Below are 12,229 nucleotides of genomic sequence, written 5' to 3' on the forward strand. Positions count from 1 at the left end.
TTATTTATTTCTTGACCAGCTGAGGGATCAAGGAAACCTGTTTTTCCTCCATTATTGTACTTCCAATAACAAATCCGTAAATGACATGTCCAATATCGTAGATCTGTTTTTCTACTTCTTTTTCTGGCATTTTAGAAAGGTGTGCAATCCTTTTGATAACTCCATTGTATACATCGTGGCTCGGTTCTCTTAAAACGTCTAATGCCGGGCCTCCACATCCATGACATTGAACTCCTGCTTCTGTACAGAGTGCACCGCACCTTCCAAGGGTTACAGAACCGAGACAAACATATCCCTGGCTTAGGAAACATTGTTGTGGGTCAGGTTCCCCTTCAACTCTACGGTGTATTTTATCAAACTCTACGTGGTCCATCCATCTTTGACAGTCGGCACAAACACTTTTTTTAGGAACATTTGGAGCTTCTCCATTAATCAGAGGAATTAATATGTCTCCAGTAAGTTTTTCTTTAGGTGGACATCCTGGTATGTAATAATCGACTTCTGTAAAGTCTCCTGCAGGGTGAACAATAGGTAGTAATTTGGGTACAACTTCTGATGGCACATCTGCAGATATTGTACTCGGATTATCTGAGTATGTACGTGATGTTACTTCTTCTGGACTGTATAAATCTGCCATTCCAGTTATACCGCCGTAACATGCGCATGTTCCATATGCAATTAGTGTTTTTGATTTTTTTCTTAATTCTTCAAGTCTTTCTTTGTTCTCTTCATTTCGAACAGATCCTGAGACTATTGCAATATCAACGTCGTCTGGAATTTCTTTTGAATCCATTAAGACAGGTGCATAAACTATTTCTGATTTTTCAAGTATCTTTAGTAAATCTTCATGTAAATCCAGAATTGATATTTCGCAACCTGCACAGCTTGCGAGGGCTTCCATAGCAATTTTAACCATTATTTACCACCCCATTTTATTGTTAGGGTTTTAAGACAAGCGTTTGGTCCTACGTGGTCAATATCAATCTTGCCTTTAATACTCATAACTTCCTCAACTGCGCCAACCATATATCCATATAATAGGTAGCAGAGTGGTCCTTTTTGAGGTAATCCTGTTCTTCTTAATGTTTGTCTAACAACACAATCCATAAATAAAAGTTTCACAATTGTTTCATTGCCTTTTTCAATTGTGTAACCTTCTTGACCTGCTGGTTTCCACATTTCAAAATAAAATTCAATTCCAAGAATCTCGCTCAATTCATTCATGGCTTTTTCGAGATTATCTGTTTTTTCCACCATTTTACCTGCTTCATGTCCCATTCTTTTCCCTGCCTGGTAAACAATAGCGTTAGCACCACGGCCTGAAACTTGTTCTAATGCGCTGGACATGGATCCTACAAATTTCATGAGAACGTGTAGGGCTTCTTCATAGTCGTCTATGTCCCCACCAGTTTCTTTAGGAATTAATTCAGGTTTAAAATCGCCTCTTATTTCTTCCCGTTCAATTTCCATATCTAAATCACCTTATATTATCTTTTCTAAAGCTCTATTAACTTTTCTGTCAATATATAACCTTTTAGCTACATGTATATCGTCGTGTTCCAGTGCTTGGGAAGGACAAATTTCGTGGCATGAAAGACAGGCCATACAATCTTCTTCATTCACTACAACTGTTTTTCCATGTTCTTTATCCAATTCGTATACGTCATTCGGACAGTCTTCAACGCAAGACCCACATCCAACACATGCATCTTCGTCTACTTTTATTTTTACCATACCAATCCCCCGATTTTTCCTTTTTAAAGCATTTGGGAAGATTTTTTTACATTCGCTAAAATCTTCGATGGGTTTATTAATCTAAAAATTTATGCTTTTTTAGGAATGTTTTTATATAAAATCTCTTTACTATTAAGGATTTATATTGAGTTTCTACACCTTCTAATGCAGGATAATAAGAAATTATTACTCGATAATAAAAAGTAGGGTGGCAATTTTAAGAAAAAATAGAATTTAATAATGATTTATAACATCAAATCATTTTAGTGGGGTTGTAGATACTAATTTACAATGACATATGTAAGCTGCTTGTTTTTTTCCAGGAGGATAACATGTAACAAGTAGTAATCTGGCCTCTCCGCTCTGGTCAAATTCAATTGGATTTTGTTTGTAATCCCATCTAATATCATTTCCGTTGGATGTGACTTTATAAGTGTATTTCTTAGATTTGGCGTAATCTTTTATTATTACTTCGTCACCTACTTTAAGGCTTCCTAACTTACCAAACAAACCTGAATATGTTGTTCTATGGCTTAAAAATCCGCATTCTCCATTTTGACCAGGTTCAACACTCTCAGTATAATGATAAACAGCATTGTAGGAGTTTACAGTATCTGAGCGTATGGATGCGTCAACCCCTATCTTTGGAATTACAATTCGTTGGGCTGTTGCACCTCCAGAAGCAGATTTGGATGATGTAGGATATAGTACATTGACAGGAACACTTTTATTTACTTTAGCATGCACTGTGGCTTGATATGCACCTAACTCTTGAGACTTTTCAAAACCAGCCATTATCATACTAAAAATTATTAGAATAGTGATACCAACAACAGCAACGGATAACAGTTTATATCTAAGCATTTCCCACACCTATGCATATACAATATTATGTTGAAATTTCCATCGTATATACTTTATTATATGATTACAAAAATCTGTTAAGTTTATTCTTACTTAATTGATATTGAATTAATTATTTTTAGATTCCATATTTTTTAATAGTTTTTTAGCTTCTTTTGCTAGATTGGATTTTGACTCTGCCACTTTCCATGCATCATTAATCCATATATTTAAAGTCAACTTAACTCCAACGTCAGATAATTCTTTAACAATAACTTTAGGCTGCGGAGTTTTTAAAGCCCATTGGCATTGTGAAGCCATATCTTCAAGTGCTTTCAAGGTTTTATCCAGTTCTATATCATTGGGCAATGTTATATTCAGATCAACTCTTCTTAAATCTGATGCAGTGTAATTAATGTAAGGGCTTGATGAAAAAATAGAATTAGGAACTTTAATAACTCTTTTATCATAGGTAAGTAGTGTAGTAGTTCTAAAACCCATTTTAGCCACTTTTCCTTTTTGATTGGATATTTCAACAATATCTCCAACTTTAATACTTTTATCTGCAAGTATAAAAAGCCCTGAAATGAAATTTGATATTGTGTCACGTGCTCCAAAACCAATAGCAATACCGAAAATACCTAAACTCAAAACAACTGCAGTTAAATTATATCCTAATTCATTAAGGATAATAATTAGGGCAATTAAATAAATAGAATATTTTGTAATTTCTTGAGAGGCTTGAATTAGAGTCAAATCTACGTCCCATTTCTCATGGGTTTTTTTAAGCAAATATGTTGCCCATTTAATAGATAATAAAGCTCCAAGTAATGTTACGGCTATTACGATAATATCCTTAAATCTTGGATCTCCTAGCAACGATTCAATATTCATTATTTCACTTCCAAAAAACATTTCATTAGTTTTTATTTTTGTATATAATATTAAATAGTTTTAGTTAAAAAGAGAATGAGTTTCAATTAGGTTTTCAGTTGATTATTCGTTGTTGCGTTTTATTTCCATGCTCATAAAGTCTTTTGCAATGGTTGAATTTTTAAATATTTCTTTTGCTTCAGCTTCAAGTAAATCTGAATTTTTATATCTGGTACTTATATGGGTAATTATCAAATTTTTGACATTTGATTTTTTTGCAATCTCTGCAGCTTGAACGGAGGTTGAATGACCCATTTCACATGCTTTTTCATTATATTTACCTTCAAAGGTTGATTCATGAATTAAAACATCAGCCTCCCTTGCAAATTCAACCATTTCCTTGCAGGGTGATGTATCACCAGAATAAACGATTATTCTACCTTTTCTTTCTTTTCCAAGTACTTCTTCAGGTTTTATTTGTCTATCTCCAATATTTACTGAAATACCCTGTTGAAGCTTTCCAAAATCAGGCCCTGGTTTTATTCCAAGGGCTATTGCAGTTTTTTTAATAAATTTAGGCCTTCTTTTTTCCTCTATTTTGAACGCGAAATTTAAAACACTATGGCACATTTTAGAACAGCTTATCATGTAATTTTCTTCTTCTAAAATAATTCCATCATTTATTTCATGGACGTGGATTTCAAAGGTAAGGGAAAAATATCCAAAGTTTTTTATCATTTCAATTATTTTAATTAACCCTTTGGGGCCATATACGTGTAATGGGCGGTTTCTTCCCCTAAATGCCATTGACTGTATGATTCCAGGAAGGCCAAGTATATGATCTCCATGTAAATGGGTTATAAATATTTTTGTTATTTTCATTGGACTTATTTTGGCTTTTAACATTTGAAGCTGTGTATTTTCGCCACAATCAAATAACATTACTTCCCCAAATGCTTTTAAAGTAATTGCGGGGTGACTTCTGTGGTTTGTGGGAAGTGCTGCTGATGTTCCTAAAAATACGAGCTCCATTGATTTCACCTTTAGTAATAAGAATTTCTAGTAGTTATAAATTTAGTATAATAGTATGATTCAATTTATTTATGGTGTTGCATCGAAAATTGAGTATAAATATTTCTACAGTTAATAATTTATATCTTTTATCTTATATAGCTAAATAGGGATAATTATGAAGGATATTTTAAAACAGATGGTTTATGAAGATATAGGTTTTGAAGATATAACAACTAATGCACTAATTCCAGAGGATTTAAAAGCCAGAGGCAAAATAATAGCTAAAGAAAACGGAATTATCGCAGGTATGGATATTGTAGGGTGTTTAATTGATGAATTTGGACTTAAAAAATCATTAATAAAAGAAAATGGAGATACTATAGCTGCAAATGAAACTATCCTGGAAATCAGTGGTGATGCAAGGTTAATTTTAAGCTTAGAACGTACACTACTCAATTTTCTTATGAGAATGAGTGGTATTGCCACTTTAACCTTTAATACTTTAAAAGAGATACGTGAAGTTAATAAAAACGTTATTCTTGCATGTACACGCAAAACAACTCCGGGATTACAGATATTTGAGAAAAAAGCAGTTAAAATTGGCGGCGGCGACACTCATAGGTTCAGATTAGATGATTGTGTTCTTATAAAAGATAATCATATTGAAATAGTGGGCAGTGTTAAGGATGCAGTGATTATAGCAAAAAATAATGTTAGTTTCACCAAAAAAATAGAAATTGAAGTTGAAAACGTTGAAGATGCAATAACTGCTGCAAAGGCCGGTGCAGATATCATAATGCTGGATAATATGGCTCCATCTAAGATTGAAACTGTTTTATCTTCTCTTGAAGCCCAAAATTTAAGAAAAAATGTTTTAATAGAAGCTTCTGGAGGTATAAATCCTGAAAATATTATAGAATATGCCAAAACAGCTGTAGATATAATTTCAACAGGTTATATAACTCATTCAGCAAAATCACTGGATATAAGTCTTGAAATTACTCAAAAATAATATTAAATTTTTAAATACTGAATTTTAATTTCCAAGTGATTTTATTCAATGACTTTTCTATAAATGATGCATTTTTATTATAACTACTAATTAGTTTATAAAGCTTGCAGAATAATTGAAGAGATGAGCAGTATTTATGCATAGATTTATAAGTATTGATGTTTAAAATGAGACTATATGTTAAATTCTTTTACATACACTATTATTCATTCTTATACTAATAATTAATTTATGGAGGAATTTTATGGACGAAGAAGAAATACAACAAACAGAAGAAAATCAGGAAGAAATACAAGAAGAGATATTAGAAGAAGTTCCAGATGAAGTTCCAGAAGAAGCTGAAGATTTACCATTTGCTAAAGCAGAAGTTGTAAGGTTAATGAAACAGAACTTAGATAATGACAAAATGATAAGAGAACGTGTTAAAGTTGAAATGAACAAATTCTTGGGTCAAATTTTGGAAAATGTCTGTAAACAACTAAATGAATATCCTTATACCACAATCGAGTATGAAATGCTCAAAGAATCCATATATACATACAAAAATGTGGAAAGGATAAATGAAGAAAAAGAAAGGATTTTAAAGCATTTAGATGCTATTAAGGCTGACTGTGATGCTTTAAGTCTTGATGTTAGAAGGACTTTAAAGTTAAAAGAAGTGGAAGATACAGTATATTAATAATTAATATAGTATACTTCTTTATTTTTTTAAAAGTTTTTCTTTGCTTCTATTTTTTTAGTTAATATATGAATTTTTTATTTTTAAGTCAACATTATATATTATTTATTTTGGCCGGCCTTTAAGATAAAGACGGCCGAATTTTATGGTTATATAACTAATTATAACACATAATCCTATAATAAGTGCCAATATCCCCGTACTTATGAAAACACCTTCATTTATTGTTCAATTGTTGTAAAACCTGTTTTTAAACCTTTAATTTCATCTTCTGTTAATTTTCGCCATGATGCATCTTCATGAATTATGATACTGTGTCCAAATGGGTCCTCAATTATTAGTTCTGCATTTCCTTCTCCATGCTTAACATTTTCTATCTCAACAAGTATTTTAGATGCATTCCTTTTTGATTCTTCATCATCAACAAAGTTTAAAGCAGTTTTAACAGCATCTTCAAATCTTTTTAGCACACCTTCAACATTAGATATATAACCTTGTGATTTAGATCCAGGCTCTACCTTCAGCCCCAATTTAGGTATTGTAACCGTCGCAGTCTGGGATTTTACAACTCTTGCATTTAAAGTGTTCTTGTTAATTTCTAAAGAATATCTTAAAGGTTCCTTTTGCTCAAGACATATCATATCAGAATGTTTATACCCGCAATTAGAACATATAATTGTTGATTCCATAATCTTACCAAAATATGGTATTTCTTCGGTTTTAGAAATAAATTCAATAGTTCCAGTTGTTTTACAGACAGGACAATCTCCTTTCATCTCATTCAAAATTAATTCTCTCCTTAATTATTAATTTATAAAATATTACTTCAAATTTAATATATTGTGGAAACCCAATATAATTAGAAAGGCAATAATTGTTTAAGGATGTTCCTTCTCTTCAAACAAAAATCCTTTTTCTTTCAGTTCGTTTATCATTAGTTCAAGGCTTTCATCATCTGGAGCGCATAATCGATGGCTGTGAAAATTATCTGAAAGTTCATAAAGTCCAGCTAAGTCATCTCTTCGCTTTTTATTTTTCTTTAATAAATTAAAAAAGCGTTCAGCTTCCTTTGGATCATACACATCAATCTTTCTTCTAAGTGGCTCAGAAAAACCATGTATAAAATAAGAGATATCTTCCATTCTTCCACCATATTTTAAAACTATGCCTGTTTCACTTTCTATATCATCTGCAGAATGTTTAAAAATCATAGTTTTACATATTTGCTTTATATGGGTGAGCATTACTTTAACGGTAGTTTCAATATTATCATTATAAATAACTGGAACACCATGTTCGGCTGCTTGTTTAGCTAAGTAGTCGTGTATTATTCGGTTTTCTTTGAAATATTCTAAATGTTTGCCGCCACGTTTGATTTTCATAGCTCTTTTCACGAATCGTTCTTTATGAGCTTCTTCTTCAGCATTTAGCACAAAAAAATGAATCGACGCATCATCACTGAACTGATCAATATTTACAAAACCAGGTACTAAATGTACTCCTTCAATCACAATATCGTCAAAATCATCTACAGCTCGTTTAATGACTTTTTCAATTGCAGGAATAACAAAAGAAGCGTGTTCTTCAAAACCAGCACTTATTAGACTTTTACCATTATCTTTGTATCTCTCTTTATCCCTTATAGTAACATATGCATCAAAAGAAGATTTATGGAGTGCCGGAGCAAACTCCGGACCAATTATGCCTCTTACAATCTCCCTAATGAAGTCAGTTTCTATTAGGTGTTTTATTCCTAATTCTTTAGCTAGTTCTGAAGCTATAGTGGATTTACCAATACCTGAAGCACTTCCTATTAATATAACATATGGTTTTCTCAACGTGACATCTCCCTATATAAAAAAATCACATTATTATAATTGAAAATATGGTTATTTGACGGGATATTATCAGTAATTACACAATGTTATATATGAATGCTTATTTTATGACAATTACGAATTATGTAAGAAGATCGATAATACGTTCAGCACTTCTTCTCATTTCAATTCTGATTAAACCCAAATTAATATCAATATCAGTTATAACTACTAAAATTCCTTCACCTGCATCTATCATAAGAGTTTTACCTTTTTCTCCTTCTATCATTACTTGTTGTAATGGTTCGTGTTTCATTTCCTCAGCAGATCGTTCAGCTGTACCGAAAACTGCTGATGACATTGCTGCTACAAGTTCAGAATCTATATCTCCTGGAACTTCACTTTCTATGATTAAACCATCTTTCCCAACCACTAAAGAACCGTTTACTCCGTTAATTCTACCTAAATCTTTAAGTACTCTTTCTATCATATTATGCCTCCATAAAAATTTTTATTTTTATGGGGTTCAGAATAATGCTTTGCATTTTTCTTCAACCTCCACAATAGATTGCCTATCCATACCCAAATTATATATCTTAAAGTATATATCTTGGTTTAACATTTATTAAATAAATAGGTAATGTATATTCTCATAAAATCCTAGTAAATGATAATAGGAGTGATTATTTGTATGACATAACTTCTGTAAAAGAACTTCAAAAGCTTAACCCTTTTGCGGTTGTTGGATGTGGTGGCGGAGGTGAAAAATTCGCTAATTTTGAAGGTATAAAAGCTGTTGGATTTGTCGATGATGATATTAAAAAACAGGGAATGGAATTTTGCGATAATTTAATATCCTCAAGCTTAAGTGAAATAATTGAAAATAATGACGTTAAAAGTGTTGCAATAATGCTCCCAATTGGTGCTGAAGGTGCAGCGCTTAAGTATGCAGTTGAAGCGATAGATAAAGGAAAAAATGTTGTTGTTTCATTTAGATCATTATCATTAAATGAAAATAAATCGCTTTTAATGTTTGCCAAATCAAAAGGAGTGCTTATTAAGGAAATTAGTCCGCGTTTAGATGTTATAAACAAAATATTTGGAACATCTCCACTACAATGTACTGAAGTACTGCCTAAACTTAAATATAAACCCAAAGTACCCGTTGTTTTTATAGGAGGTACTTCTCAAGAATGTGGTAAAAGAACTACTACAAGAATTCTTGGAAAAACAGCTGAAGAGAAGGGTTTAAATGCAGCTATAATTTCTACTGATGAAATGGGGCTTGAAGATCCAGTTGATATGAATTTTAGGGCAGGAAGTCTTTCAGTTATGGATGTAGCAGCTGCAGTAATGGGTGCAATGAAATATATGGAAAATAAGAAGAATCCAGATATAATATTCATTGAAGGCCAATCCAGTCTTACTGAAGATGGAAATCCTCATCCGAGAGGTCTTTCAGCTGCAATACTTATAGGGGCCATGGCTGACGCTACTGTTGTTTGTCATAGACCTAATCATCCGTTTAGGAAACCGCGTGGAATAGGAACTGAAATTAAAGCTATAGAATCACTGGAACCCACAAAAGTTGTTGGTATATCTTTGAATATGAGAAATGTCCAAAACAAAAATGATATATTAAAGTATGAGGAAAGATACAAATTGCCAGCAGTAGATATTAAAAATGGTGGAGCATCAAGATTACTTAATGTAATCATGGATTATGTTGGACTAAATTAATGGTGTTAAAATCATTTTAACCAGTTAATAAACTGTTTATAGGGGAATTTTAAAAATGAAAGATGTCATGGATTATATAAAGAAAAATCTAGGGTTAGAAGATGAAAAAGAAGAGGAAGAAGTAGAAAATATAATAGTTCCTGAGCATTCTTTTTATGAAATAATCTTGATGAAGGCCCATGGGATTCATGATTTAGATGATGCATTGAATCAAATAAAAGAAGAAAAGAATCCTATTATATTGGATATGGGTTTTATAGATGATGATCCTGATGAATTTAAACAGGCAGGCGAAAAATTAAGAGATTTTCGAAACACAGTAGGTGGAGAAGCAATATTACTGTGTAAAAGCGGTAAAAACGTGGTAATTATAACTCCTCCCGAAATTAAGCTTGTAAGAAAGTAATTGCTGAGTATTTAATTTTATTAAGTTAATATAAGCTAAAAATAGAAAAGGATAATATACAGTAACATAAAAATATTCAGTAATATAATAAATTCAATTAATTAAATATCAATAAATTCTACTATTAAATGTTGTCTTGAGGAATTAAAAATGCAGTTACCGATTACACGACCTTCCCGAATGTCATATGCTGATGAACTTAATTTCAGTGAACTTTTAGGGGAACTCAAATCAAACAGATTTAATGGATTTATCAGAGTAACTTCTGGATCTTTGGAAGGCTATATCCTTTTTAATGAAGGTAAACAAGTTGCAGCGTCATATGGTGATTATTCTAAGGTAGATGCAATTGAAAACATAAAAGTAGCGATAAAAGACAGTAAAACATTAATTGAAGTCTTTGATATTAGAGAATCTCAAATTAAATATTTTATGGACATGAATAAACATTATTTAATTAGTATTGATCCTAAATTTGATGTTTTGGACGAACTTCAAAAATCAAAATCAGATGTAGAAGAAAAAATAATGCCTACAAATTCCGAACCATCAAAATCTGAAATGGAAAATATTCCAGAACCAGAACCAAAGACACCAAAAGTGCCTGAAGAGGTTAAAAAAGAGCCTGAAGAATCAGTAGTGGCTGAGACATCTGCGGAGCTGGTTCAAGAAGAGCCAAAAGCTGAAACAGAATCTTTGAATAATTCAGATGAACTAAAATCAGAAAAAGCTCCAGAAACAGAAATAAAACCCGATATTAAAGAACAACCGGCTGCTGAAGAACATGATGTAAAACCCGATATTAAAGAACAACCTGCTGTGGAAGAAGCCGAGATTAAAGAGCCTGAAAACATTGAAGAAATTGAGTTTATAGAGCCCGGTGTTGAAGCTGAAGCTGTTGATAGGGCTGAATTAATGAAAAAATATGGTTTAAAAGATGTTGGGGAGACAGAAGTTGACAACATCCTGGAAACATATAAAGGCGGATCATTAAGTGATGAAGACATTGAAAAAGTAGAATTAACTCTTATGAACAAAATTAAAAAATCTATTTTAGGCATCCCTAAAATTAAGGGAACTGAAGTAATGGTTTTTTTAGATAATAGCAGTGAATTAACTGGAAATATAAATATAATTACAGAATATGAATCAAAAGGATTTTTATCCAGAATTGTTGGTGATTCAAAAGGTATTGAAAAGTTAAGAAAGCAAATAATAAATATAACTCAAATTGAAATAAAAAAAAGTTTTAGAGGATATCCCGAAATTGTAGATGATTTTGAAATAAATGTAGAGATCAGCTAGGAGGTACTAAATGACAAGAGTTATAACTGTCGCCTCAGGAAAAGGCGGAGTTGGAAAAACAACCGTAACTGCAAACTTAGGAGTAGCTTTATCGACTTACGGAGAAGAAACCATAGTGCTTGATGCAGATGTAGCTATGGCAAATTTAGAACTTATACTGGGAATGGAAGGAAAATCAGTAACTTTGCATGATGTTTTATCAGGGGAAGCTACTATTGAAGATGCCATATATGAAGGGCCTGGTGGTGTTAAAGTAATTCCTGCAGGAATTTCACTGGAAGGACTTCGTAAAATTAGATTAGATAGGCTTGAAAATGCTTTAGAGACAATAGTTGAAGAGGCAGATATTCTTTTAATCGATGCACCTGCTGGGCTTGAAAAAGATGCTCTGGCAGCAATAGCAGCAGCACAGGAACTTATATTAGTTACAACACCGGAAGTTCCATCTATAAGCGACGCATTAAAGACTAAAATTGTTGCTAACAAGCTGGGAGTGGACATAATTGGAGTTGTTATTAACAGGGAGCAGCATGATAAAACATTTTTAACTGTTAATGAAATTGAAACTATTTTAGAAGTTCCAGTAATTGCAGTAGTTCCTGATGACCCTGAAGTAAGTAGAGCAGCTGCATTTGGAGAACCTCTCGTAATTAGAAACCCCAAATCTCCTACAAGCAATGCAATCATGCAATTAGGAGCAGATCTTATTGGAGAAGAGTATCATCCTATTGAACCAGATAAAAAAGGAGTTATCTCTAAACTGGTTGAAGGTTTACTTGGAAAAAGAGGATAAAGCTCAAATAAAT

Annotated in this window: 15 protein-coding genes; 6 read left to right on the plus strand and 9 right to left on the minus strand. The window is 32.3% G+C overall.

Translation table 11 applies throughout. The features are described from left to right. Nucleotides 1–4 precede the first annotated feature (4 nt). From HZC47_09270 to rnz, 6 genes are all read right to left on the minus strand, one after another. A complete protein-coding gene (locus tag HZC47_09270) occupies nucleotides 5–916 on the minus strand; it encodes a F420-nonreducing hydrogenase (GenBank protein ID MBI5681070.1) in 912 nt (303 codons plus the stop codon). Further along, nucleotides 916–1,470, minus strand: coding sequence for a hydrocarbon binding protein (contains V4R domain) (locus HZC47_09275; protein MBI5681071.1), 555 nt, complete (start codon nucleotides 1,468–1,470; stop codon nucleotides 916–918). Before HZC47_09275 ends, HZC47_09270 begins: the two co-directional genes overlap by 1 nt. Nucleotides 1,471–1,482: 12 nt before the next feature. After that, the gene (locus tag HZC47_09280) at nucleotides 1,483–1,734 is read right to left on the minus strand and encodes a 4Fe-4S binding protein (protein ID MBI5681072.1); all 252 of its coding nucleotides are present in this window, start codon (nucleotides 1,732–1,734) and stop codon (nucleotides 1,483–1,485) included. Nucleotides 1,735–1,992: 258 nt separating this feature from the next. Next, nucleotides 1,993–2,598, minus strand: coding sequence for a sortase (locus tag HZC47_09285; protein MBI5681073.1), 606 nt, complete (start codon nucleotides 2,596–2,598; stop codon nucleotides 1,993–1,995). A 108-nt stretch (nucleotides 2,599–2,706) separates the two neighbouring features. Next, nucleotides 2,707–3,471 carry a mechanosensitive ion channel family protein gene (locus HZC47_09290; GenBank protein MBI5681074.1) on the minus strand — a complete coding sequence of 255 codons (765 nt, stop codon included), beginning with the start codon at nucleotides 3,469–3,471 and terminating at the stop codon, nucleotides 2,707–2,709. Between the two features lie 102 nt (nucleotides 3,472–3,573). Continuing rightward, nucleotides 3,574–4,482, minus strand: a complete 909-nt coding sequence (rnz, locus tag HZC47_09295) for a ribonuclease Z (GenBank protein ID MBI5681075.1) — start codon at nucleotides 4,480–4,482, stop codon at nucleotides 3,574–3,576. A gap of 157 nt (nucleotides 4,483–4,639) precedes the next feature. Between rnz and nadC the strand changes: the two genes are divergently transcribed. After that, nucleotides 4,640–5,476: a carboxylating nicotinate-nucleotide diphosphorylase gene (nadC, locus tag HZC47_09300; protein MBI5681076.1), complete on the plus strand. Its 837-nt coding sequence runs from the start codon at nucleotides 4,640–4,642 to the stop codon at nucleotides 5,474–5,476. 244 nt (nucleotides 5,477–5,720) lie between these two features. Continuing rightward, nucleotides 5,721–6,155 (plus strand): hypothetical protein, encoded by a 435-nt coding sequence (locus HZC47_09305; GenBank protein ID MBI5681077.1) that lies wholly within the window; start codon nucleotides 5,721–5,723, stop codon nucleotides 6,153–6,155. 221 nt (nucleotides 6,156–6,376) lie between these two features. On the opposite strand, the gene HZC47_09310 is transcribed toward HZC47_09305, so the two are convergent. From HZC47_09310 to HZC47_09320, 3 genes are all read right to left on the minus strand, one after another. Continuing rightward, complete coding sequence (locus HZC47_09310; GenBank protein MBI5681078.1) at nucleotides 6,377–6,931, minus strand: ZPR1 zinc finger domain-containing protein; 555 nt, start codon at nucleotides 6,929–6,931, stop codon at nucleotides 6,377–6,379. A gap of 102 nt (nucleotides 6,932–7,033) precedes the next feature. Further along, a complete protein-coding gene (locus HZC47_09315; protein ID MBI5681079.1) occupies nucleotides 7,034–7,993 on the minus strand; it encodes an AAA family ATPase in 960 nt (319 codons plus the stop codon). Nucleotides 7,994–8,114: 121 nt separating this feature from the next. After that, nucleotides 8,115–8,462: a roadblock/LC7 domain-containing protein gene (locus HZC47_09320; GenBank protein ID MBI5681080.1), complete on the minus strand. Its 348-nt coding sequence runs from the start codon at nucleotides 8,460–8,462 to the stop codon at nucleotides 8,115–8,117. A gap of 197 nt (nucleotides 8,463–8,659) precedes the next feature. On the opposite strand from HZC47_09320, the gene HZC47_09325 reads away from it, so the two are divergent. From HZC47_09325 to HZC47_09340, 4 genes are all read left to right on the plus strand, one after another. Continuing rightward, on the plus strand, nucleotides 8,660–9,712 hold the full coding sequence (locus tag HZC47_09325; protein ID MBI5681081.1) for a DUF1611 domain-containing protein: 1,053 nt from the start codon (nucleotides 8,660–8,662) through the stop codon (nucleotides 9,710–9,712). A gap of 55 nt (nucleotides 9,713–9,767) precedes the next feature. Continuing rightward, nucleotides 9,768–10,118 (plus strand): cell division protein SepF, encoded by a 351-nt coding sequence (gene sepF / locus HZC47_09330; GenBank protein ID MBI5681082.1) that lies wholly within the window; start codon nucleotides 9,768–9,770, stop codon nucleotides 10,116–10,118. A gap of 150 nt (nucleotides 10,119–10,268) precedes the next feature. After that, on the plus strand, nucleotides 10,269–11,423 hold the full coding sequence (locus HZC47_09335) for a DUF4388 domain-containing protein (protein MBI5681083.1): 1,155 nt from the start codon (nucleotides 10,269–10,271) through the stop codon (nucleotides 11,421–11,423). A gap of 10 nt (nucleotides 11,424–11,433) precedes the next feature. Then, a complete protein-coding gene (locus tag HZC47_09340; protein ID MBI5681084.1) occupies nucleotides 11,434–12,216 on the plus strand; it encodes a P-loop NTPase in 783 nt (260 codons plus the stop codon). Nucleotides 12,217–12,229 lie beyond the last annotated feature (13 nt).

Source organism: Methanobacterium sp., from assembly GCA_016222945.1.
Classification (GTDB): Archaea; Methanobacteriota; Methanobacteria; order Methanobacteriales; family Methanobacteriaceae; genus Methanobacterium_D.

Coding starts and splice junctions, on each gene's coding strand:
- HZC47_09285 (MBI5681073.1), bottom strand. CDS start 2,598: ATGCTTAGATATAAACTGTTATCCGTTGCTGTTGTTGGTATCACTATT.
- HZC47_09275 (MBI5681071.1), bottom strand. CDS start 1,470: ATGGAAATTGAACGGGAAGAAATAAGAGGCGATTTTAAACCTGAATTA.
- HZC47_09335 (MBI5681083.1), top strand. CDS start 10,269: ATGCAGTTACCGATTACACGACCTTCCCGAATGTCATATGCTGATGAA.
- HZC47_09305 (MBI5681077.1), top strand. CDS start 5,721: ATGGACGAAGAAGAAATACAACAAACAGAAGAAAATCAGGAAGAAATA.
- nadC (MBI5681076.1), top strand. CDS start 4,640: ATGAAGGATATTTTAAAACAGATGGTTTATGAAGATATAGGTTTTGAA.
- HZC47_09310 (MBI5681078.1), bottom strand. CDS start 6,931: ATGAAAGGAGATTGTCCTGTCTGTAAAACAACTGGAACTATTGAATTT.
- HZC47_09340 (MBI5681084.1), top strand. CDS start 11,434: ATGACAAGAGTTATAACTGTCGCCTCAGGAAAAGGCGGAGTTGGAAAA.
- sepF (MBI5681082.1), top strand. CDS start 9,768: ATGAAAGATGTCATGGATTATATAAAGAAAAATCTAGGGTTAGAAGAT.
- rnz (MBI5681075.1), bottom strand. CDS start 4,482: ATGGAGCTCGTATTTTTAGGAACATCAGCAGCACTTCCCACAAACCAC.
- HZC47_09320 (MBI5681080.1), bottom strand. CDS start 8,462: ATGATAGAAAGAGTACTTAAAGATTTAGGTAGAATTAACGGAGTAAAC.
- HZC47_09270 (MBI5681070.1), bottom strand. CDS start 916: ATGGTTAAAATTGCTATGGAAGCCCTCGCAAGCTGTGCAGGTTGCGAA.
- HZC47_09280 (MBI5681072.1), bottom strand. CDS start 1,734: ATGGTAAAAATAAAAGTAGACGAAGATGCATGTGTTGGATGTGGGTCT.
- HZC47_09290 (MBI5681074.1), bottom strand. CDS start 3,471: ATGAATATTGAATCGTTGCTAGGAGATCCAAGATTTAAGGATATTATC.